Origin of the sequence: Streptomyces tubercidicus (genome assembly GCF_027497495.1) — a bacterium.
Taxonomy (GTDB): Bacteria; Actinomycetota; Actinomycetes; order Streptomycetales; family Streptomycetaceae; genus Streptomyces; species Streptomyces tubercidicus.
Genome location: NZ_CP114205.1, coordinates 4,443,146 through 4,462,013 on the forward strand (window position 1 = coordinate 4,443,146; position 18,868 = coordinate 4,462,013).

Genomic DNA, 18,868 nt, shown 5'->3' on the forward strand with positions numbered 1-18,868 from the left:
GTCCACGACACCCCGGTCCGACGCGGTACGCGAGCCGGGTGCGGCCGAATGGCCGAGGGGGCACCGGGGCCGGGGGCCTTCCGGGGCGAGGGTGGTGGGGTCCGGGCAGATGACGGGGGCGCCCCCGCCGGGTCGCTCAACCGGCTCGGTGGACCTTGGAGTTGGAGGCCTGGGCGCGGGGGCGGACCACCAGGAGGTCGATATTGACGTGGGACGGGCGGGTGATCGCCCAGGCGACGGTGTCGGCGACATCCTCCGCGCTGAGCGGCTGGTCGACGCCCTCGTAGACCTTGGCGGCCTTGGCGGTGTCGCCACGGAAGCGGGTGGTGGCGAACTCGTCGGTCTTGACCATGCCCGGGGCGACCTCGATGACGCGCACGGGCTCGCCGCACAGCTCCAGCCGGAGGGTTTCGGCGATGACATGCGCGCCGTGCTTGGCGGCGACATAGCCGCCACCGCCCTCGTACGTGCCAAGACCCGCGGTGGAGGACAGCACGACGACGGTGCCGTCGCCGGAGGCGGTGAGCGCGGGCAGCAGCGCCTGGGTCATATGGAGCACGCCCAGCACATTGACCTCGTACATGGTCCGCCAGTCGGCGGGGTCACCGCTGGCGACCGGCTCCGCGCCGAGGGCGCCGCCGGCGTTGTTGACCAGGACGTCGACGGAGGCGCGGCGGCCCAGGTCGGCCGCGAAGGCGTCGACGGCGGCGCGGTCGGTGACATCGAGGGCATAGGCCTCGGCGTTCGGCAGCTCGGCGGCGAGCGCCTCGATACGGTCCTTGCGGCGGGCGGTGAGCACCACGTGGTAGCCGGCCGCGGCCAGCGCTCGCGCGGTGGCGGCGCCGATGCCGCTGCTCGCTCCGGTGACGACGGCGGTACGGGCCTCGGCGGTCATGCACTCTCCTCGGGCGATGGGTCCCCCTGCTCCTCAGGAGCCGGGGGTGAACGGTCCGCGGTCAGGATATGCAGCGGGTCAACGTCCCCTGGGCGCGTACATGATCACCGCCATGCCGGCCAGGCAGACCAGCGCGCCGATCACGTCCCAGCGGTCGGGGCGGTAGCCGTCGGCGACCATGCCCCAGGCCAGGGAACCGGCGACGAAGACCCCGCCGTACGCAGCCAGGATCCGGCCGAAGGCGGCGTCCGGCTGGAGCGTGGCGACAAAGCCGTACACCCCGAGCGCGAGCACTCCGGCGCCGATCCAGGCCCAGCCCTTGTGCTCGCGGACGCCCTGCCAGACCAGCCAGGCGCCACCGATCTCGAAGAGGGCGGCGACGATGAAGAGCGCGGCGGAACGGGCGATCAGCATGGGGGAAGCGTACGGAGCGGCGATCCGGCTCCCGTGGGGGTGGGGCCGGGCGGGGCGGCCGGCCGTCAGCGGGGTGGTTGTCGCTGGGGTGATCGGTCGGTGTGGTTGACCAGTCGGTGTGGTTGACCAGTCGGTGTGGTTGACCGGTCGGTGTGGTGGCCGGTCCGTGGGGTGACCGTCGGTGGGGACGTCGTCGGCGGGGTGAGTGTCAGTGGGGTGTGGCAGCTTCGGGCGCATGCTGATCGAACGGGCTTACGTGGATGTGCCGCAGGGGACGGGGACGGCTGAGGACGGCTGGCCCTGGACGGTGCCGTGTGTGCGGCAGCTGGCCGAGGAGGGGCTGGCCTTCCGCGCGCCGGTCACCTTCCTCGTGGGGGAGAACGGTTCGGGCAAGTCGACCCTGGCCGAGGCGCTGGCGGAGGGATTCGGGCTGGATCCCTACGGTGGCTCGGCCGGATATAAGTACGCCGGTCCGCGGGAGGCGTCGCTGCTCGGTGGGCTGATGCGGTTCGATCCGACGCGGGAGGGGCGCAAGATGGTGCGCGGGCCGCGGGTCCGCCGACGGGGGTTCTTCCTTCGGGCCGAGACCGCGATGGAGGCGCTGAACCGGGAGCGGAGCGCGCTGAAGCTGTCACAGTCCCCGGATGACATGAGCCATGGGGAGGGCTTTCTGATGGCCTTCCGGGAACGGTTCGCGCAGCGCGGTCTGTATGTGATGGACGAGCCGGAGGCGGCACTGTCCTTCTCCTCCTGTCTGGAACTGGTGGGCCTTATGGACGAGTTGGGGAGCGGCGGCGCCCAGATCATCTGCGCCACCCATTCCCCGCTGCTGACCGCGCTGCCCGGCGCCGAGATCGTCGAGGTCGGCGAGCACGGGATGCGGCGCGTCGAGTGGGCGGAGCTGGGGCTCGTCGACCACTGGCGGCGCTATCTCAATGACCCGCGGGCGTATCTGCGGCATGTGCTGGCGGGGTGAGGGCGGTGGATATGGAGCTGCCGTCCTCGCCGCCGGTCCAGTGGGTGAGCGCGCCCCGTAGCGCCGCGGCGCGGGCGGCGGGGGCGGTGGCGTCGGTGGCCCAGGCGATATAGCCGTCGGGCCGTACGAGAAGGGCCGTGCGGCGGGCGCTGCGCCAGGCGGCGGTCACCACGCGGTCGTCGGCGGGGCGAGGGGAGTCCGGGCCGCTCGCCGGAGTCCGGTGGGGGGAGCCCGCGCCGCCCTCCGGAGCCTGCGGGACGCCGGGCTCACCGGCGGGGGTGATGAGGACGAACCGGCCCTGGCGGAGCAGCTCATAGAGGCGGGCGCCGCCGGCCAGGCGGAAGTCGGGGGCGCGGCGGCCCGCGAAGGGGTGGGCGCCGGGCCCGGCCGGATAGGCGATGCCGAGGCCCGAGATGGTGCGGACCGCCCGGCGGGACACGGGCCGCAGATGGTTGACGAGCCGGACGGCGACGGCGCGGAGGGCGTACCCCGGGGCGGTGTTCAGCAGGGCGAGCCGGATGAGGGCGCCGCTGTTGCGCAGCGCCTGTTTGCCCACCGGGTGGCGCTCGGTCTGATAGCTGTCCAGCAGGCTGTCAGCGGCCCGGCCCCGGAGCACCGCGGCCAGTTTCCAGCTGAGGTTGGCGGCGTCCTGCAGTCCGGTGTTCATGCCCAGACCGCCGGCGGGGGAGTGCACATGCGCGGCGTCGCCGGCGAGGAAGACGCGGCCGACGCGGTAGGTGGGGACCTGGCGCTCATCGCTGTGGATGCGGGAGACCCAGCGGGCGTCATGCATGCCGTAGTCACTGCCGAGGGCGAGCTGGGTCAGCTCGCGGATCTCGTCGAGGCCGGCGGGCGCGTCATCGTCGGCCTGGCGCCGGCGGTTCCAGCCGATGACGCGGTACGAGCCGCCGCCGAACGAGGCGATCAGCGCGAACGCCTCGCCGGTGGCATTGAAGGTGAGCGGCGAGTCGGGCTCCCGGGCCAGCCGGACATCGGCGAGCACCAGGGAGCGGATCACGGACTTGCCGGGGAAGGGCAGGCCGATGGTCTTGCGGATCGTGCTGCGCACGCCGTCGGTGCCGACCGCATAGGCGGCGCGGACGGCGCCCAGACCCTCGGCGGTCCGGAAGCGCACCGTCACCCCGTCGGCGTCCTGATCGAGGCCGAGCACCTCGGAGTCGTGGCGGAAGGTGACACCGGCGCGGCGGGCCCGGCGCTCCAGCACCCGCTCGACCTCGAACTGGGGCGTGACCAGCACAAAGGGGAAGCGGGAGCGGAGCTGCGTCGGGTCGATGGTGGCCTGGCCGAAGAGGCGGAGGCCGGTGAGCGGATGGCCGCCGGCGATCAGCTCATCCGCGAGGCCGCGGCCGTCGAACTGCTCCAGGGTGCGGGCGTGCACGACGAGGGCGCGGGTGAGGTTACTGATCTCGGCGGGGCGGCGCTCCAGGAGAGTGACGCCCAGCCCCGCCTCGGCGAGGTCTCCGGCGAGCAGCAGGCCGGTCGGCCCGGCGCCCACGACGATCACGTCCGTGTCGCGCGCCCCGCGGGCCCGGTCCGCCCCGGTCGCATCGTCCGGGCCGGTCTTGCGGTTCATGGCGTCCATGGCTTCCGCCTCCCGTGGCTGTGCCAACGCATGTTGGTCAACGCTTGTTGGCAAGCGTAGGGCGGCCGGGCCTGGCGTGTCAACAACTGTTGGCCTACTGTTGTTGGCATGGCCGAACCCGCCCCCTCCATGGATGCCGCGCCGGATGCCGCCCGTGCCGCGTCCGTCGATGCGCTGCCCGATCCCGCCGACGCGGTGGACGCCGCCCGCCCCCGCCGCTCCGACGTGACCCGGGCCGCGATCCTCGCCGCCGCCCGGGACCGTTTCGCCGCGGACGGCTACGAGCGCGCCACCATCCGCGCCATCGCCAGGGACGCGGCCATCGACCCGTCGATGGTCATGCGCTACTACGGCAACAAGGCCGGCCTCTTCGCCGCCGCCTCCGAGATCGAGGTGCACGCCCCGGACCTCAGCCACTTCCCGCGCGATGAGGCCGGCGCCCGGCTCGTGCGCCACTTCGTGGAGCGCTGGGAGTGCGACGAGACGCTGACGGCGATGATGCGCGTCGGCGTCACCAATGAGGCGGGCGCGGAGCGGATGCGCGGCGTGTTCGCCGACCAGATCGAGCCGGTCCTCGCCGCGGTCTGTCCCGTGCCCGAGGAGGCGCCGACCCGCGCCGCGCTGATCTCCTCCCAGATACTCGGTATGGCGCTGTGCCGCTACGTACTGCACATCCCGCCGGCCGTCGGCCTCAGCCGCGACGAGCTCATCGCCTGGCTGGCCCCCACCGTCCAGCGCTATCTGACGGCGGAACACCCCTGAGCACCGCCCGCGCCCGTACGCAGCTCACTGCCCGTACGCGGTCGGCGGGACCCCGACCGTGGCCGTGACGTCGCGGATCAGATGCGCCTGATCGCTGTAGCCCAGCTCGGCGGCGAGCGCGGCCCAGTCGACCTCCGCCCCGGAGGCGGCGCGCTCCAGGGCCTCGTGCACCCGGTAGCGCAGGAGCACCCACTTGGGGCTCACTCCGACGTACCCGGCGAACAGCCGCTGCAGAGTCCGTACGGACAGGCCCTCGGCCCGCGCGAAGTCCGCGACCCGGCGGATCGTACGGTCCGTGCGGATCCGGTCGGCCAGCCCCATGGCCAGCTCGGCCTGGGCGAGGACCCGCGGCCCGGCGCGCAGCAGCGGCGTCAGAAAGGCGTCGAGCGCGGCCACCCGGGCGTCCTCGTCGGCCGGCTCCAGTACGACGGCCGCGGCGTCGGTGGGTCCGAAGGCAGTGGCCAGCGGCAGCCGGCGGTCCGTCCAGTCCGTGGCCGGCCGCTCCGGGGTGAACGGCCGGAAGCCGCCCGGCCGGAACTGCACCCCGCACACCCGCCCGCGCCCCGCCAGCTTCTGCGCGAACAGCTCCAGCCCCACGCCCGCGACCTCGCCGAACCCGGGGCGGTCGGCGTACCGCTGGAAGACCACGTTCACGCACGGGTGCGGGACGACATGCGTGGCGTACGGCTCGGACAGGTCCCAGTCGATCAGCCAGTAGTGCTCGACATACGGGCGCAGCGGCTCGGCGGGGGTGCGACGGCGGAAGTGCACCCGCGTGAAGAGCCCGGGGGCGTCCACGATGCCCCGGGTATCGCGCCGTGGAGCGGCCATGCCTCGGATCTTAAGGCGGACGCGGTGACCCCGGGGCGGCCGTGTCGCGTTTTTTCAATCCGCCGCCGTCGGCCGCCCGTAGCGTCCTCGATATGAGCGACACACACGACATTCCACATGAATCACCCGGAGACGCATCGGCCCACACGGCACAAACACCACAACCACCACAAACAACCCACGCGACCCACCCGGCCCCCACACCCCCACCGATCAGCGTGCTGCTCGACGGCGCGGCCGGGGCGGCGCTCCCCGTTTTGCGCGCGGTGCGCGACGACCAGCTGGGGTGGCCGACCCCCTGCTCCGAGTACGACGTACGGGCGCTGCTCAACCATCTCTTCCAGGTGGTCGTCGCTTTCCGGACACTGGCGGCCAAGAAGGACGCGGACTTCAGCCGCACCCCGGACCGGCTCGCCGAGTACGGGGCGCAGTGGCCCGACCGGTTCGCGGACGAGACGGCGCGGCTGGTCGAGGCGTGGGCGGCGCCGGGCGCGGAGGACGGGCTGACCGGCGGGATGCAGCTGCCCGCGCGGACCGTCGGCGCGATGGTGCTGCTGGATCTGACCGTGCACGCCTGGGACGTGGCGCGGGCGACCGGCCGCCCGTACGCCCCGGCCGCGGGCTGTGTCACCGAGCTGCGGGCGCTCGCCGCCCGGATGGGCCCGACGGCCCGCACGATGAACGTCTTCGCCGAACCGGTCCCCGTCCCTCCCGGCGCCTCCGACCTGGAGGTACTCCTGGCCGAGACGGGCCGCGACCCGCACTGGACGGCCGGCTGACGGGACTCCGGGCGGGGCGTCGGCCGGGGCGTCGGCCGGAGCATCCACCGGGGCGGGACCCGGGCGCCGGACATGGCCCGATTGCGCCTGCGCCACGCCGAGTTCGCCCCTAGGGTGAAGCGACCGGCAGTCCCGACCCACGGGGAGGCAGCCCGCAGATGGACGAGCACCGCACCTCCCGCGACCCGCTTCCCCAGGCACTGATCGACTTCTACGGGCTGGCGCCGCTGCCCCGTGAGGGCGGGCGGTACCGGAGTACCTGGGCGGGTCCCGAGCGCCCCGACGGACGGCCCGAGGGGACGGCGATCGTGATGCTGCTGACCGCCGAGCCGGGCGATTTCTCCGCCCTGCACCGGCTGCCGTCCGACGAGATCTGGCACTTCTACCGGGGCGACCCGCTCAGCCTGCTGCTGCTCCAGGAGGACAGCGGCGGCGGCACGGCCCGTACGGTCGCCCTCGGGCCGGACGTCCTGGGCGGGCAGCACGTCCAGTTCACGGTGCCGGCCGGTACGTGGATGGCCGCCGAGGTCGCCGACGGCGGCTCCTGGACGCTCTTCGGCTGCACGATGGCGCCCGGTTTCACCTTCGAGGACTACGAGCACGGGGACGCCGCCGTACTGGCCGCGCGTTTCCCCGGGGAGGCGGCGCGGATCACCGCGCTGAGCAGACCATGACCGACACCCCGCCCGATGCCACCCGCCACCCGGGCCACCCCGGACTCCCCGATCTCCGGGGCCAGGTCGCTCTGATCACCGGCGCGGCCGGTGTCCTGGGCCGCGGTATCGCGCTGCGGTTCGCCGCCGCGGGCGCCGCCGTCGTGGCCCACTACCGTACGGGCGCCGACGCGGCGCGCGAGCTGGTCGGGCGGATCGAGGCGGACGGCGGGAGCGCGCTGGCGCTGCGCGCCGATCTGGCCGTCGAGGAGGAGTGCCACCGGCTGGTGAGGCAGGCGGCCGACTGGCGCGGGCGGCTCACCGCGCTGGTGAACAACGCGGGGGTGCAGCCGACCCAGGAGCTGGCGGCGATGTCGCTCGCCGACTGGCGGGCGGTGACGGACCCGAATGTGCACAGCGTCTTCGCCTGCACCCAGGCCGCTGCGGCGGTGATGCGCGCGGCCGGCGGCGGCTCGGTGACCCATATCGCCTCCATCGAGGCGGACCGTCCGGCGCCGCGGCATGCCCACTACTGCGCGTCGAAAGCGGCGGTGGTGATGCACGCCCGCGCGGCGGCGCTCGAATACGGGCCGGACGGTATCCGCGTCAACAGCGTCTCGCCGGGCCTGATCGGACGGCCCGGCCTGGCGGAGGACTGGCCGGACGGGGTGCGCCGCTGGCAAGCGGCCGCGCCCGCCGGGCGGTTGGGCACCCCGCAGGACGTGGGCGACGCCTGTGTCTTCCTCGCCTCGCCGATGGCGTCCTGGATCACCGGGCACGATCTGGTCGTGGACGGCGGCGTCTCGGCCCGCCCGACCTGGTGACGACGGGGGACGCGGCCGGGGCGACGACCGGGCCGGGCGCGCCCGACGCGGGGCCCGCCCCGCCCGTGCTGAACCGTTACGGCGGGGCCGAACCCGTACGCCCGCCCCGCCCAGGTCAGACCGCCAGGGCCCGCCCCGCTAAGGCCAGACCAGGCAATACGCCTGATGCCCCGCCTCATGCAGCCGATGGCTGAAGTCCTGCCACTCGTGCAGCAGCTGGTAGACGGTGAAGGCGTCCCGCGGGCCGCCGCGGTCGGGGACGGTGGACCAGATGAAGGCGGCCGCGCCGACCGACTCCTCGCCGACCCCGCGCAGCGGGTCGACCACGGTCATGGGGAGCTTGACCACGGCGTAGTCGGGGTGCAGGACGACGAGTTCGAGGGGCGGAACCTTATGGAGCGGTATGCCCTCTATACCGGTGAGGACCATGGCGGCCATCGTCTCCGGCTTTATCTTGCTGAACATGCCGCCCATGCCGAGCTCGTCACCGCCGAGCTCCTCGGGGCGCATGGAGACCGGGACCCGGGCCGCGGTGGCACCATTGGGCGCGCCGAAGTACCTGTATGTCACCCCCATGCGGCCGCCTCTGATTTCCCCGCCCGTGGTCTTGTCGCCCGTGGTGTCCTCACGCCGGTGACGGCCGCGCTGGGCGCGGTCGGGACCCCGGTCATTGGTTCCCTCGCCCAGTTCGCCACCGCGATGCATATCTCCACCCGACCACTCGCAGCCCCAGCCGCGCAACCCGATCATCGTCTCAGAGACCTCCCCCGTCACCGGCGTGTGAAACGCCCGGCCGCACGCCCCCGTGCGCCTCTGAGACCATTGCTTGCGTGACTTACTCGTACGTCTCCACAGTTTCGCAGACGAGTGGGGGCTGACGCCCGGTCGAAAGCGAGAGGAATCAAAAAAGGATCGAGATTGAACCGAGCGGCGCCTGAGGGCGTACCGCGAGGGGATTCCCGCACCGATGTCAGCCGGGCCGTGTCCACGTGCCGCCGCCCTCCCTCCGTTTATGCAGGTCAGGATCGCCGTGTCTTTTCCGTATGAAGCTCCCGTTTCGCAGTCGCTGTTCGACCGGGCGTCCGCTGTGACGCCGGGCGGCGTCAACTCTCCGGTGCGGGCGTTCCGCGCCGTGGGCGGTACGCCCCGTTTCATGGTGTCCGGTGCCGGTCCGTACCTCACCGACGCCGATGGCCGTGAGTATGTCGACCTCGTGTGCTCGTGGGGGCCGATGATTCTCGGCCACTCGCACCCCGAGGTGATCGCCGCCGTCCAGGAGGCCGTCGCCCGCGGGACGTCCTTCGGTACGCCGGGCGCGGGTGAGGTCGAGCTGGCCGAGGAGATCGTGGCCCGGGTCGAGCCGGTCGAGCAGGTGCGGCTGGTCTCCAGCGGTACCGAGGCGACGATGTCGGCGATCCGGCTGGCCCGCGGGTTCACCGGCCGGCCGAAGGTGATCAAGTTCGCGGGCTGCTACCACGGGCATGTCGACGCGCTGCTGGCCGCGGCCGGGTCGGGCGTGGCGACCTTCGGTCTGCCCGACACGCCGGGGGTCACGGGCGCGCAGGCCGGCGACACGATCGTGCTGCCGTACAACGACCTGGAAGCCGTGCGGGCCGCGTTCGCCGCGCACCCCGGGGAGATCGCCTGTGTGATCACCGAGGCGTCGCCGGGCAACATGGGCGTGGTGCCGCCGCTGCCGGGCTTCAACCAGGGCCTGAAGGATCTGTGCTCCGCCGACGGCGCGCTGTTCATCTCCGACGAGGTGATGACCGGCTTCCGCGTCAGCAAGGCCGGCTGGTACGGCATTGATGGGGTACGCCCGGATCTGATGACCTTCGGCAAGGTCATGGGCGGCGGCTTCCCGGCCGCGGCCTTCGGCGGCCGTGCGGACGTCATGGCGCATCTCGCCCCGGCCGGCCCGGTCTACCAGGCGGGCACCCTGTCCGGGAATCCGATCGCCACCGCCGCCGGTGTCGCGCAGCTGCGGCTGCTGGACGACGCCGCGTACGAGAAGGTCGACGCGGTCTCCGCGGAGGTGCGGGGCCTGGTCACCGCCGCGCTGGCGAAGGAAGGCGTGGCCCACCGGGTCCAGGCCGCGGGGAACATGTTCACGGTCTTCTTCACGGACGCCGAGGTGACCGACTACGAGGGGGCCAAGGCGCAGGAGGCGTTCCGCTTCACCGCCTTCTTCCACTCGATGCTGTCGCAGGGCGTCTACCTGCCGCCGTCCGCCTTCGAGTCGTGGTTCGTGTCGACCGCGCACGACACGGCGGCCGTGGAGCGGATCGCCGCCGCGCTGCCGGCCGCCGCGCGCGCCGCTGCCGCGGCGACGGCCTGAGACGGCCGCGGCGCACCGGCCGGCACGGCTTGAGACCACTGAATGAATGGGTGACATGAGCAGCGAAGAGATCACCGTCGTGCATCTGATGCGGCATGGCGAGGTGTACAACCCCGACGGCGTGCTCTACGGGCGCCGCCCCGGCTATCACCTCTCCGACCTGGGGCGGAAGATGGCCGACCGGGTGGCGGAGCATCTCGCGGAGCGGGACGTGACCCATGTCGTCGCCTCGCCGCTGGAGCGTGCCCAGGAGACCGCGGGGCCGGTCGCCGGGGCGCACGGGCTGGATCTGGCCACCGACGAGCGGCTGATCGAGGCGGCCAATGTCTTCGAGGGGAAGACCTTCGGGGTCGGCGACGGCGCGCTGAAGAAGCCGGGGAACTGGAGGTACCTGACGAACCCGTTCCGGCCGTCCTGGGGCGAGCCGTACATGGAGCAGGTCGTACGGATGATGGCGGCGCTGGGTGCGGCGCGCGATGCCGCACGGGGCCATGAGGCGGTGGCGGTCAGCCATCAGCTGCCGATCTGGATCGTGCGGAGCTTCGCGGAGCGGCGACGGCTGTGGCACGACCCGCGGAGGCGGCAGTGCACGCTGGCCTCGCTGACGTCGTTCACCTTCCAGGGCGACAAGATCATTTCGGTGGGGTACAGCGAACCGGCGCGCGACCTGGTTCCCTCCCATCTTCTGGCGGGCGCCAAACCCGTCAAGGGAAAGTCGAAGGCCTTCGGGGCCTGACGGTGCATCACATGGCGCAACGTCAAAAGCACGCGGAATGACATATCTGAGCGATTAACCCGGAATCCCCGACGCTCAACATGCCCTCCACTCGGTTGTCCGTTTATATGGATATTGAGTTCGGTGAGCACGAGGGGACGAGGGTATGCGCGCGATCAGTCGGCGAAACCTGCTGAGTATCGGCGTCGGTGCGGCCGCGGCGCCGGTCGTCGCCGGCTGCTCCTCGCTGTCCTCGGACGCCGGAGCCGGAAAACAGCGCGTGAAGCACGCCGTCCAGGCCCGCCCCCAACTCATCGGTGACGGTTCGACAGCGCATTCCGGTGCCCAGCCGCATCAGCCGAAATCCCCCGAACGGCTGGAGCCCGGTCAGACCCCGCCGCAATTCGTGGTGTTCTCCTGGGACGGCGCGGGAGAGGTCGGCAACGGCCTCTTCCCGCGCTTTCTCCAACTCGCCAGGGACCACGGCGCGGCCATGACCTTCTTCCTCTCCGGGGTCTACCTCCTCCCCGAATCCCAGAAGCACCTCTACGAGCCGCCGAACAACCCCCGGGGCGCCTCCGACATCGGCTACCTCAGCGATGAGCACATCAAGGAGACTCTCAGATACGTGCGGGAGGCCTGGCTGGACGGCCACGAGATCGGCACCCACTTCAACGGGCACTTCTGCTCCGGCTCGGGCGCCGTCCGGCACTGGAGCCCGGAGGCGTGGCAGTCCGAGATCGACCAGGCGATGGAATTCGTCACCAAGTGGCGCACCCACACCGGCTTCACCGATATGGAGCCACTGCCCTTCGACTACCGGCAGGAATTGGTCGGCAGCCGCACGCCCTGTCTCCTCGGGCAGCGGAATCTGCTGCCCACCGCCAGGGAACTCGGCTGGCGCTATGACGCCAGCTCGCCCGGCGGAGTACAGATGTGGCCGAAGAAGACCATGGGCCTGTGGAACTTCCCGCTCCAGCAGATCCCCTTCCCGGGTCACTCTTTCGAGGTCCTCTCGATGGACTACAACATCCTCGCCAATCAGTCGAAGAACTCCACGAAGGCCCCGCCGGTCAACTACCCGGGCTGGCGGCAGCAGGCCACCGACGCCTATATCTCCGGATTCCGCCGCGCCTACGAAACCAACCGCGCGCCCTTCTTCGTCGGAAATCACTTCGAGCAGTGGAACGGCGGCATCTATATGGACGCCGTCGAGGACGCGATCAAGCACATCGCCAATGAGCAGAACCGGGATGTCCATCTGGTGTCGTTCCGGCAGTTCACCGACTGGATCGACGCCCAGGACCCGGAGGTGCTGCGCAAGCTCCAGCGGATCCCCGTCGGACAGCGGCCCGCCGGTGGCTGGAAGTCGTATCTGACAGCGGCCTGACACGCCCCTCCGGCGGCCGGACAAGCTCCCGCGCCGGGGGACGCGACCGGCGAGGGGGGCGTGGAAGATCCGGAATGGGCCCATGCGAAACTTTTCACATGAGTGCCTGCCGCGCCCCACGCCGCCTCACCAGCCGCCGTCGCGTCACCCTGCTCGCCGCGGGGGCCGCGGTCGCCGCGCTGACGCTGAGCGCCTGCGGCGACGGCGCCTCCGGCGGCTCGTCCCAGACCCGCTTCGTCCAGGGCAAAAACGGGGTCGACACCGTCAAGAAGGCCGAGCGGCAGCCGGCCCCCGAGCTCTCCGGTGAGACCACCACCGGCAAGAAGCTGGACGTCGCCGACTACAAGGGCAAGGTCGTCATCCTCAACGTCTGGGGATCATGGTGCGGCCCGTGCATCGCCGAGGTGCCGAACTTCTCCAAGGTCGCGAACGAGACCAAGGACAAGGGCGTCCAGTTCCTCGGGATCAACACCCGCGACGGGAAGTCGCAGGCCACCAGCTTCGAGGAACAGCACAAGGTGCCCTACCCGAGCCTGTTCGACCCGTCCGGCCGGCTGATGCTGCGCTTCCCCAAGGGCAGCCTCAACCCGCAGTCGATCCCGTCCACGATCGCCATCGACCGGCACGGCAAGATCGCCGCGCGCTCGATCGGCCCGCTCGCGGAGGACGATCTGCGCAAGATGGTCGACCCGCTGATCGCCGAGAAGTGATCACGTGACCGTGCTCGCCGCCGCCGCGGAGAACCAGACCGTCCTCAACGGCACCCTCCTGGCCGCCGCCCCCATCGCGCTCCTCGCCGGACTCGTCTCCTTCTTCTCGCCCTGCGTCCTGCCGCTGGTGCCCGGCTATATGTCGTACGTCACCGGCGTCACCGGCACCGACCTCGGCGAGGCCAAGCGCGGCCGGATGCTGGCCGGCGCCGGCCTCTTCGTCCTCGGCTTCACCGCCGTCTTCGTCTCCGGCGGCGCGCTCTTCGGGTTCGTCGGCCGGGACCTCCAGGAGTACAAGGACGTCATCTCGCGGGTCCTCGGCGTGCTGATGATCCTGCTCGGGCTGGCCTTCGCCGGCATCCTCAAGGGCTTCGGGCAGCGGGAATTCCGCTTCCACAAGAAGCCCGCCATGGGCCTGGCCGGCGCGCCGGTGCTCGGGGTGCTCTTCGGCGTCGGCTGGACGCCCTGCCTGAGCCCCACCTTCGCCGCCGTCAGCACCCTGACGTTCTACGATGCCAGCGCCGTCCGCGGCGCCTTGCTCACCGTCGCGTACTGCCTGGGCCTGGGCCTGCCGTTCATCGCGGTCGCGCTGGCCTTCCGCCGGGTGCTCGGCGCCTTCGGCTGGGTCAAGCGGCACTACGTCTGGGTCATGCGGCTCGGCGGCGGCATGATGATCGCGCTCGGCATCCTCCTCGTCACCGGCGTCTGGGACAGTCTGATGTCCGAGGTGCAGGCCTGGACGCAAAGCTCCACCGTTGGGATCTGAATGATGTCCACCAAGACCGGCACCCCCCGCGACGAGGGCCCCGCGGCCGACCCGGGCCCCGCGGCCGGCGCGGGCAGCGATCTCGGCGCGGCCGGGTCCCAGCTCTCGACCGCGCCCACGGAGGACGTGACCTTCCCCTCGCTCGGCCCCCTCGGCTGGGCGCGCTGGTTCTGGCGGCAGCTGACCTCGATGCGGGTCGCGCTGCTGCTGCTCTTCCTGCTGTCGATCGGGGCGATCCCCGGCTCGCTGATCCCGCAGACCAGCATCGACCCGGACAAGGTCGAGCAGTTCAGGGACAAGCACCCCGGCCTCGCCGACATCTACGACGCGCTCGGGATGTTCCACGTCTACAGCTCGGTGTGGTTCTCGGCGATCTACCTCCTGCTGTTCATCTCGCTGATCGGCTGCATCGTGCCGCGCAGCTGGCAGTTCGTCGGACAGCTCCGCGGCCGCCCGCCGGCCGCCCCGCGCCGGCTGACCCGGCTGCCCGCGTACACCACCTGGCGCACCGACGCCGCGCCCGAAGAGGTCCTCGGGGCGGCGCAGCGGCTGCTGAAGAAGCGGCGGTTCCGCGCCCACCGGGCCGGCACCGCCGTCGCCGCCGAGAAGGGCTATCTGCGGGAGGTCGGCAACCTCGTCTTCCACGTCGCGCTGATCGTGATGCTGGTGGCGTTCGCCGTCGGCAGCCTGTGGAAGTCCGAGGGCAACAAGCTGGTCACCGAGGGCGACGGCTTCGCCAACAGCCTCACCCAGTACGACGAGTTCAAGTCCGGGCCGTTCTACGACACCGACGACCTGGAGCCGTTCGGCTTCACGCTCAACAAGTTCGAGGCGACCTACGAGCGGTCCGGCCCGGAGAAGGGCACCCCGCGGGTCTTCCGCGCCCACATCACGTACTTCTCCGGCGCGGACGGCAAGGAGCACAAGACCGCGATCGAGGTGAACACCCCGCTCGACATCGCCGGCTCCAAGGTCTACCTGCTCAACCATGGCTACGCCCCGGAGGTCACCGTCAAGGACGGCCGCGGCAAGGTCGTCTACCAGGGCGCGGTCCCCTTCCTCCCGATCGACCCCAAGAACTACACCTCGTCCGGTGTGGTGAAGGTGCCCGGCGCGAAGACCAAGGACGGCAAGCGCAATCAGCTCGGCTTCCAGGGCCTCTTCGTGCCGACCTTCGGCGGCAAGGGCTCCGGCTCGATGTTCTCCCAGTTCCCGGCGCTGGACTATCCGGTGCTGACGCTCACCGCCTACCACGGTGACCTGGGCGTCGACTCCGGGCTGTCGCAGAGCGTCTACAAGCTCGACAAGAAGCGCCTCACGCAATACAAGAACAAGGGCGCGCCGCTCGCCAAGATGATGCTGCCCGGCGAGACCATGAAGCTGCCGAACGGCGACGGCAGCATCAAGTTCACCGGCATCAAGAGCTGGGCCAGCTTCAAGATCAGCCAACAGCCCGGCAACGGCCTGGCGCTGACCGGCGCGACCGCCGCCCTGGTCGGCCTGGCCGGCTCGCTGTTCATCCAGCGGCGCCGGGTGTGGATCCGCGCCGAGGCGGACGCCGACGGCCACACCGTCGTCGAACTGGCCGGACTCGGCCGCAGCGAGTCCGCCCGGCTGCCGGAGGAACTCGGTGAGCTGGCGCTGGCACTGGAGCCCGACGCCCCGCTCACCGCGGCCACCGCAGACGGCCCCGACGCCCCCGACCCCGAAGACCCCGCGGAGCCCACTGACTCTGACGGACCTGCTGACCCCTCTGAAGGAGCGCGCGCGTGAACCTCGCTGCCGCAGCCAACGAGACAATGGCGCACAACAGCAACCTGCTGGTCTATTCGGCGATGGCCGTCTACACGCTCGCCTTCCTCGCGCACATGGCCGAGTGGGTGTTCGGCAGCCGCAGCAAGGTCGGCCGCACCGCCGCCGCCCTGACCAGCCAGACCGCCGCGCCCGCCAAGGCGTCCGCCGGTGCCGCGGCGAGCGGCGGCACCGGGACCGCCGTCCTGGAGCGCCCCAAGGTCGTCACCCGGTCCGTCACCGGCAGCCGCGACGTCCCCGACGGGCCGGGCGCCGCGGGCGGCACCGAGAAGGGCGACCTCTACGGGCGGATCGCCATCTCGCTGACGGTGCTGGCCTGGGGGCTGCACGTGGGCGGTGTCGTCACCCGCGCCCTGTCCGTGCAGCGTGCCCCCTGGGGCAACATGTACGAGTTCTCCACCACCTTCGCCGCGGTCGCGGTGGGCCTCTTCCTGCTGCTGCTCGCGCTCAAGAAGAACGTCCGCTGGATCGGGCTGCCGCTGGTCACCTCCGTCCTGCTGGACCTCGGTCTGGCCGTCTCGGTGCTCTACACCGCCAGCGACCAGCTGGTGCCCGCGCTGCACTCGTACTGGCTGTGGATCCACGTCAGCTGCGCGATCATCTCCGGCGCGGCGCTCTACCTCGGCGCCGTCTCCACGCTGCTGTTCCTCTTCCGCGACCGCCACGAGGCCAAGCTCGCCGACCCCACGGGCAAGCAGCCCGGCGCCTTCGCCACCTCCGTCCTGGAGCGGCTGCCCTCGGCCGCCTCACTGGACAAGTTCGCCTACCGCGTCAACGCCACCGTCTTCCCGCTGTGGACGTTCACCATCATCGCGGGCGCCATCTGGGCCGGGGCCGCGTGGGGCCGCTACTGGGGCTGGGACGCCAAGGAGGTCTGGGCCTTCATCACCTGGGTCGCCTACGCCAGCTACCTGCACGCCCGCGCCACCGCCGGCTGGAAGGGCCGCAAGGCCGCCTGGCTCGCCCTGATCGCCTTCCTCTGCTACCTGTTCAACTACTACGGCGTGAACATCTTCGTGCCCAGCCTGCACTCGTACGCGGGGGTCTGACCGCAGAAGTCCGCGCACCACGCGTGATCCCCGGCGGTTCGGACCGCCCCCCGGTGCCGTACGGGAGCCTCAGCCTGAGGCCGCCCCGTACGGCACCGTCGTTTCCGGGGAGCGACACCCGGCCCGCGTCCCGGGCTCGCCCCGCCCTCAGCGCCGCCGGCGCCGCCCCCGCTCCTGACGCGGCGGCCGCTGCCCGCCGCCCGGCAGTGTCGGCTTCGGCAGATGCGCCACCTCCCACTGCGCCGCCGCCAGCTGCTCCGCGGTGTCGTCCGGCAGCCGCGGCGGGCGGCGCACCGCGTGCCGGAAGCCGAACGCGGAGGTCAGATCGCCGAACGCGGACCGGCGCCAGGCACTGATGTTGGGCTCCGCGACCCCCGTCCAGCGCTCCAGGAACTGCAGCACCGACGTGTGGTCGAACGGATCACCGGCCGCCCAGCCGCCCACCGTCCACGGCGACACGATCAGACACGGCACCCGGAAACCGCCGCCGATCGGCAGCCCCTTGACGAACTCGTCCTTCGTCCCCGGGGGCGGCACCGGCGGCGGCACATGATCGAAAAGCCCGTCGTTCTCGTCGTAATTGAGGATGAAGACCGTCTTGGCCCACACCCTGCGGTTGGACGCGATCGCCTCGATCTTCTTCGCGACATAGTCGGCGCCCGCCGCCGGCAGATAGTCCGGATGTTCCGACTGATGGCTGGTGGGGATCAGCCAGGATACCGCCGGCAGCCGGTCGGCGCGGGCATCGTCCTCGAACGTGCCGGCCGGCTGCGCCCGCATCCCCCGCTCGTACAGCGGCTCCCCGGGCTTGGCGTCCCGGAACGTCTGGAACTGCTCCAGGAGGTTGCAGCCGTAGTCGTCCTCCTCCTGGTACACCTTCCAGCTGATGCCCGCCGCCTCCAGCCGCTCGGCGTACGTCGTCCAGCGGTACGGCCGTGGCGCGGTGTTGTTCAGCACCGGCCCGCCCAGGGTGCCGCCCGGATCGAGGGTGCCGGTCATCCAGTACAGCCGGTTGGGCCAGGTCGGGCCGAAGACCGAGCAGAAGTAGTTGTCGCAGAGTGTGAACGTCTCGGCGAGCGCGAACTGGAACGGGATGTCCGCACGGGTGTGATACCCCATCACATACGGCCCGTTGACGCCGTCCGCCTTGCGGTGCGCGGGCAGCCAGCGGTCCATCTTCCCGCCGTTCCACGCCTCGTGCTGCACCGACCAGGCATGGCTGGTGGAGGGGATGGCCTGCGCGCTGGAGGTGTGGGTGTTCAGGCGGAACGGCAGCAGATAGCCGTCCGGATTCTGCGCGTCCGGCTGATGGAAGACCGACCGGCCGTCCGGCAGCGTCAGCGCGTCCGGGTCGGCGAAGCCACGCACGCCGCGCAGGGTGCCGAAGTAGTGGTCGAACGAGCGGTTCTCCTGCATCAGCAGCACGACGTGCTCGATGTCGTGCAGCGAGCCGTGACGTGCGGGTCCGGCGGCGACGGCCTTCTGGACGCTGGGCGGCAGCAGCGACAGCGCGGCGGCGCCACCGACCGCGCCGGCCGCGGAGCCGAGAAGTCTGCGTCGGGTCATGTCAGGCATATGTGCCACTCTCCCTGAGTCGCGGGAGCCCTCCGTGGGCCGACTTGAGGGTGGCGGCGCCCGCGATTCCCGGGCAGGGGTCGGCAGCTGAACGATGCATCAATTGGCCGTGAACCACGCCCAGTTGGCTGGCAACCCCTACGTCCCGTACGCCACACGAAGCAGTCCCCGCCGGACCGCGCAGCGGCCGGATTTACGCGTCTGCGCCACCACGCCAGGACACGCGGCCCAGGCCCGGAGTTCCCTCGGGTGCCGGGTAGGGGTGGTCTTGGGGGAGCGGGGCGGTGGCCGCGGCGGTCTCCCCGGCGCGCACCCGCGCATGGACCTCCCGGGCCAGCGGGGTGACATCGGTGATCGCCACCGTCCACTCATCCGCGTACCGCCGCGACGCCTCACCCGCGGCCCCAGCTGCAGCGAACGGTACGGCAGCGCCCGCAACCACAGATCACGCTCCGGATCCCACTGCACCCGCGCCGGCGCCCCCTTCAACTCCCGCTTCCAGGCGCCGCGGTCGGCGTGCTCGTCCCGGTCGTCATGCGACAGACAGGCATTCCGCAGCGCCCAGTCGAACCCCTCCCGCTCGATCTCGACCGCCAGCACGGTCTCCTGGTCCGCCTTCTCACCCCACCCGCAGCGGTACATCATCCAGAGGAACGACGGCTTGATCCAAGCATTGTTCGTAGTGCTTCTGGATCCGCTGCGCACTGCGAGTGACCTTCCCTCGTTTTATAAGCTCGGCGTCGCCGTCACCCTGTGCACGCTTCTCCAGCCGGGTC

Annotated in this window: 18 protein-coding genes and 1 pseudogene; 12 read left to right on the forward strand and 7 right to left on the reverse strand. The window is 71.5% G+C overall.

The annotated features are described in order from the left end of the window. Positions 1-136: 136 nt before the first annotated feature. Complete coding sequence (locus tag STRTU_RS19325; RefSeq protein ID WP_159744769.1) at positions 137-895, reverse strand: SDR family NAD(P)-dependent oxidoreductase; 759 nt, start codon at positions 893-895, stop codon at positions 137-139. Between the two features lie 78 nt (positions 896-973). Continuing rightward, positions 974-1,309: a YnfA family protein gene (locus STRTU_RS19330; RefSeq protein WP_159744770.1), complete on the reverse strand. Its 336-nt coding sequence runs from the start codon at positions 1,307-1,309 to the stop codon at positions 974-976. Between the two features lie 235 nt (positions 1,310-1,544). On the opposite strand from STRTU_RS19330, the gene STRTU_RS19335 reads away from it, so the two are divergent. Beyond that, the gene (locus STRTU_RS19335) at positions 1,545-2,285 is read left to right on the forward strand and encodes an AAA family ATPase (RefSeq protein WP_159744771.1); all 741 of its coding nucleotides are present in this window, start codon (positions 1,545-1,547) and stop codon (positions 2,283-2,285) included. On the opposite strand, the gene STRTU_RS19340 is transcribed toward STRTU_RS19335, so the two are convergent. After that, entirely contained in the window at positions 2,242-3,888 is a 1,647-nt protein-coding gene (locus tag STRTU_RS19340) for an FAD-dependent monooxygenase (protein ID WP_159744772.1), read from the reverse strand. The genes STRTU_RS19335 and STRTU_RS19340 overlap by 44 nt on opposite strands. A 108-nt stretch (positions 3,889-3,996) precedes the next feature. On the opposite strand from STRTU_RS19340, the gene STRTU_RS19345 reads away from it, so the two are divergent. Next, on the forward strand, positions 3,997-4,650 hold the full coding sequence (locus tag STRTU_RS19345) for a TetR/AcrR family transcriptional regulator (protein WP_246240773.1): 654 nt from the start codon (positions 3,997-3,999) through the stop codon (positions 4,648-4,650). A 24-nt stretch (positions 4,651-4,674) separates the two neighbouring features. Here STRTU_RS19345 and STRTU_RS19350 read toward each other — a convergent pair whose 3' ends face one another. Further along, positions 4,675-5,481: a helix-turn-helix domain-containing protein gene (locus STRTU_RS19350; RefSeq protein ID WP_159744773.1), complete on the reverse strand. Its 807-nt coding sequence runs from the start codon at positions 5,479-5,481 to the stop codon at positions 4,675-4,677. A gap of 218 nt (positions 5,482-5,699) precedes the next feature. On the opposite strand from STRTU_RS19350, the gene STRTU_RS19355 reads away from it, so the two are divergent. The 3 genes from STRTU_RS19355 to STRTU_RS19365 all read left to right on the forward strand — a co-directional run bounded on the left by STRTU_RS19355 (position 5,700) and on the right by STRTU_RS19365 (position 7,737). After that, on the forward strand, positions 5,700-6,260 hold the full coding sequence (locus STRTU_RS19355) for a TIGR03086 family metal-binding protein (protein WP_246240775.1): 561 nt from the start codon (positions 5,700-5,702) through the stop codon (positions 6,258-6,260). 158 nt (positions 6,261-6,418) lie between these two features. After that, complete coding sequence (locus STRTU_RS19360) at positions 6,419-6,934, forward strand: cupin domain-containing protein (RefSeq protein ID WP_159744774.1); 516 nt, start codon at positions 6,419-6,421, stop codon at positions 6,932-6,934. Beyond that, positions 6,931-7,737: an SDR family NAD(P)-dependent oxidoreductase gene (locus STRTU_RS19365; RefSeq protein WP_159744775.1), complete on the forward strand. Its 807-nt coding sequence runs from the start codon at positions 6,931-6,933 to the stop codon at positions 7,735-7,737. The genes STRTU_RS19360 and STRTU_RS19365 overlap by 4 nt, the downstream gene beginning before the upstream one ends. Positions 7,738-7,875: 138 nt before the next feature. Here STRTU_RS19365 and STRTU_RS19370 read toward each other — a convergent pair whose 3' ends face one another. Beyond that, on the reverse strand, positions 7,876-8,442 hold the full coding sequence (locus tag STRTU_RS19370) for a hypothetical protein (protein WP_159744776.1): 567 nt from the start codon (positions 8,440-8,442) through the stop codon (positions 7,876-7,878). 325 nt (positions 8,443-8,767) lie between these two features. Here STRTU_RS19370 and hemL point away from each other — a divergent pair, with 325 nt between their 5' ends. The 7 genes from hemL (at position 8,768) to ccsB (ending at position 16,517) form a co-directional block, all read left to right on the forward strand. Continuing rightward, positions 8,768-10,075 carry a glutamate-1-semialdehyde 2,1-aminomutase gene (gene hemL / locus STRTU_RS19375; protein WP_174878897.1) on the forward strand — a complete coding sequence of 436 codons (1,308 nt, stop codon included), beginning with the start codon at positions 8,768-8,770 and terminating at the stop codon, positions 10,073-10,075. A 55-nt stretch (positions 10,076-10,130) separates the two neighbouring features. Further along, positions 10,131-10,811 (forward strand): histidine phosphatase family protein, encoded by a 681-nt coding sequence (locus STRTU_RS19380; RefSeq protein WP_159744778.1) that lies wholly within the window; start codon positions 10,131-10,133, stop codon positions 10,809-10,811. A 145-nt stretch (positions 10,812-10,956) separates the two neighbouring features. Beyond that, complete coding sequence (locus tag STRTU_RS19385) at positions 10,957-12,180, forward strand: polysaccharide deacetylase family protein (RefSeq protein ID WP_159744779.1); 1,224 nt, start codon at positions 10,957-10,959, stop codon at positions 12,178-12,180. 98 nt (positions 12,181-12,278) lie between these two features. Continuing rightward, positions 12,279-12,890, forward strand: coding sequence for a TlpA family protein disulfide reductase (locus STRTU_RS19390; protein WP_159744780.1), 612 nt, complete (start codon positions 12,279-12,281; stop codon positions 12,888-12,890). 4 nt (positions 12,891-12,894) lie between these two features. Next, entirely contained in the window at positions 12,895-13,656 is a 762-nt protein-coding gene (locus STRTU_RS19395; protein ID WP_159744781.1) for a cytochrome c biogenesis CcdA family protein, read from the forward strand. 3 nt (positions 13,657-13,659) lie between these two features. Continuing rightward, a complete protein-coding gene (gene resB / locus STRTU_RS19400) occupies positions 13,660-15,429 on the forward strand; it encodes a cytochrome c biogenesis protein ResB (protein WP_159744782.1) in 1,770 nt (589 codons plus the stop codon). Next, the gene (gene ccsB / locus STRTU_RS19405; RefSeq protein WP_159744783.1) at positions 15,426-16,517 is read left to right on the forward strand and encodes a c-type cytochrome biogenesis protein CcsB; all 1,092 of its coding nucleotides are present in this window, start codon (positions 15,426-15,428) and stop codon (positions 16,515-16,517) included. Before resB ends, ccsB begins: the two co-directional genes overlap by 4 nt. A gap of 147 nt (positions 16,518-16,664) precedes the next feature. On the opposite strand, the gene STRTU_RS19410 is transcribed toward ccsB, so the two are convergent. Then, positions 16,665-18,092 (reverse strand): alkaline phosphatase family protein, encoded by a 1,428-nt coding sequence (locus tag STRTU_RS19410; protein ID WP_159744784.1) that lies wholly within the window; start codon positions 18,090-18,092, stop codon positions 16,665-16,667. A gap of 193 nt (positions 18,093-18,285) precedes the next feature. Continuing rightward, positions 18,286-18,797, reverse strand: a pseudogene (locus STRTU_RS19415) (DUF4291 domain-containing protein). Between the last annotated feature and the right edge of the window lie 71 nt (positions 18,798-18,868).

Coding starts and splice junctions, on each gene's coding strand:
- STRTU_RS19385 (WP_159744779.1), top strand. CDS start 10,957: ATGCGCGCGATCAGTCGGCGAAACCTGCTGAGTATCGGCGTCGGTGCG.
- STRTU_RS19365 (WP_159744775.1), top strand. CDS start 6,931: ATGACCGACACCCCGCCCGATGCCACCCGCCACCCGGGCCACCCCGGA.
- STRTU_RS19335 (WP_159744771.1), top strand. CDS start 1,545: ATGCTGATCGAACGGGCTTACGTGGATGTGCCGCAGGGGACGGGGACG.
- STRTU_RS19340 (WP_159744772.1), bottom strand. CDS start 3,888: ATGGACGCCATGAACCGCAAGACCGGCCCGGACGATGCGACCGGGGCG.
- resB (WP_159744782.1), top strand. CDS start 13,660: ATGTCCACCAAGACCGGCACCCCCCGCGACGAGGGCCCCGCGGCCGAC.
- STRTU_RS19410 (WP_159744784.1), bottom strand. CDS start 18,092: ATGCCTGACATGACCCGACGCAGACTTCTCGGCTCCGCGGCCGGCGCG.
- STRTU_RS19390 (WP_159744780.1), top strand. CDS start 12,279: ATGAGTGCCTGCCGCGCCCCACGCCGCCTCACCAGCCGCCGTCGCGTC.
- STRTU_RS19370 (WP_159744776.1), bottom strand. CDS start 8,442: ATGCATCGCGGTGGCGAACTGGGCGAGGGAACCAATGACCGGGGTCCC.
- STRTU_RS19330 (WP_159744770.1), bottom strand. CDS start 1,309: ATGCTGATCGCCCGTTCCGCCGCGCTCTTCATCGTCGCCGCCCTCTTC.
- STRTU_RS19380 (WP_159744778.1), top strand. CDS start 10,131: ATGAGCAGCGAAGAGATCACCGTCGTGCATCTGATGCGGCATGGCGAG.
- STRTU_RS19325 (WP_159744769.1), bottom strand. CDS start 895: ATGACCGCCGAGGCCCGTACCGCCGTCGTCACCGGAGCGAGCAGCGGC.
- STRTU_RS19360 (WP_159744774.1), top strand. CDS start 6,419: ATGGACGAGCACCGCACCTCCCGCGACCCGCTTCCCCAGGCACTGATC.
- STRTU_RS19345 (WP_246240773.1), top strand. CDS start 3,997: ATGGCCGAACCCGCCCCCTCCATGGATGCCGCGCCGGATGCCGCCCGT.
- STRTU_RS19350 (WP_159744773.1), bottom strand. CDS start 5,481: ATGGCCGCTCCACGGCGCGATACCCGGGGCATCGTGGACGCCCCCGGG.